Origin of the sequence: Actinoplanes sp. NPDC048791 (assembly GCF_040650095.1) — a bacterium.
Taxonomy (GTDB): domain Bacteria; phylum Actinomycetota; class Actinomycetes; order Mycobacteriales; family Micromonosporaceae; genus Actinoplanes.
In genome coordinates this window covers 1-1,297 of the sequence record NZ_JBEZGQ010001606.1, presented here as the reverse complement: position 1 = coordinate 1,297, position 1,297 = coordinate 1, and the positions used below count along the sequence as shown (strand labels likewise).

Here is a 1,297-nt window from a genome sequence, read left to right as displayed (position 1 = left end):
GCCGATGACGGCCATGTCGTCCGGGCCGGTGCCGACGTCGGGCCCGGTCGCGTAGTCGCCGCCGAGCGACTCGATGGTGTCGCCGACGTCGTGCAGGACGGCCCGGCGCAGCCCGGCGTCGAGCGTCGTTCCCGGTGGCAGAGCCACCACGGTCTTGGCGCCGCCGTGCGGCAGGCCCGCGACCGCGCATTTGGCGGTCATCGCGGCCGAGAGCCGCAGCGCGTCGGTGAGGCCGTCGCGCCAATCCGGGTACGGGGCCAGCCGGCACCCGCCGATCGCCTGACCGAGGGCGCTCGAATGCACCGCCACGATCACCGGCAGCCCGCTGCGGACACCCCGGCGGGCCACGACCCGTTCGAACTCGTCGAAATTTGATGCGGTAGTCATGCCCGGACGATAGGAGACCGTTCCGGTCGCTGACTGAAGCTCCGAACTATATTCGGCAGATGACGGGAGGTGGCGACCGTGGACGAACTTGATGCGGCGATCATCCGGCATCTGCAGCAGGACGCCCGGCAGACCAACCGGGAGCTGGCCCGGGCGGTGGGCATCGCACCTTCGACCTGCCTCGAACGCGTCCGGCTGCTGCGCGCCCGGGGCGTGATCACCGGCTACCACGCGGAGATCAGCCTGGCCGCCCTGAACCGGACCGTGCAGGCACTGCTGCACGTCCAGGTACGCCCGCTGAGCCGCGAGGTGATCGAGAGCTTCAAGACCTCGATCACCTCGCTGCCCGAGGTGCTGTCGGTGTTCGTGGTGGCCGGCGCCGACGACTTCCTGGTGCACGTGGCTGTGCCCAGCGTCGACGCGCTGCACGCGTTCCTGATGGACAAGTTCAGCAAGCGCCGGGAGATCCTCGGTTTCCGCAGCTCGGTGATCTACCAGCACGCCCGCACGATGGTCGTCGAGCCCCTCGACGAATGATCAGCCGCGGACCGTGGATCCTGCCGCTTCGGTCAGGGCCGCGCAGAGCCGCGGCACCGCGACGCCGATCGGTTCCCGGATCACCTCGGCGGCCAGCTCGTCGTACGGCGTCGGGTCCCGGTTGACGATCACCAGCCGGCGGCCGGCGTTGCGGGCCACCGCGCACAACGACGCCACCGGCTCGACCAGCAGGGAACTGCCGATCACCAGCAGCACCTCGCTGTGCGTGGCGATCCGCTCGGCCAGTCCCGCCGTACCCGGGTCGAGGTTTTCCCCGAACAGCACCACCGCGAGCTTGAGGATCCCGCCGCACGCCGGGCACCGGGGGTCGCCGTCCCCGGCGGCCACCCGGTCGAGGACCGGCCGGCTGGGC

General features: G+C 71.0%; 3 protein-coding genes. 1 reads left to right on the top strand and 2 read right to left on the bottom strand.

All coding sequences use genetic code 11. From position 1 onward, the window contains the following. Positions 1–387 (bottom strand): Glu/Leu/Phe/Val dehydrogenase dimerization domain-containing protein (locus AB0C29_RS48915; protein WP_360835283.1); only part of this gene is annotated, 387 nt, incomplete at its 3' end. Positions 388–465: 78 nt separating this feature from the next. On the opposite strand from AB0C29_RS48915, the gene AB0C29_RS48910 reads away from it, so the two are divergent. Beyond that, complete coding sequence (locus AB0C29_RS48910; protein WP_360835281.1) at positions 466–924, top strand: Lrp/AsnC family transcriptional regulator; 459 nt, start codon at positions 466–468, stop codon at positions 922–924. Here AB0C29_RS48910 and AB0C29_RS48905 read toward each other — a convergent pair. Continuing rightward, positions 925–1,297 (bottom strand): Sir2 family NAD-dependent protein deacetylase (locus AB0C29_RS48905; protein WP_360835279.1); only part of this gene is annotated, 373 nt, incomplete at its 5' end. It abuts the gene before it with no gap.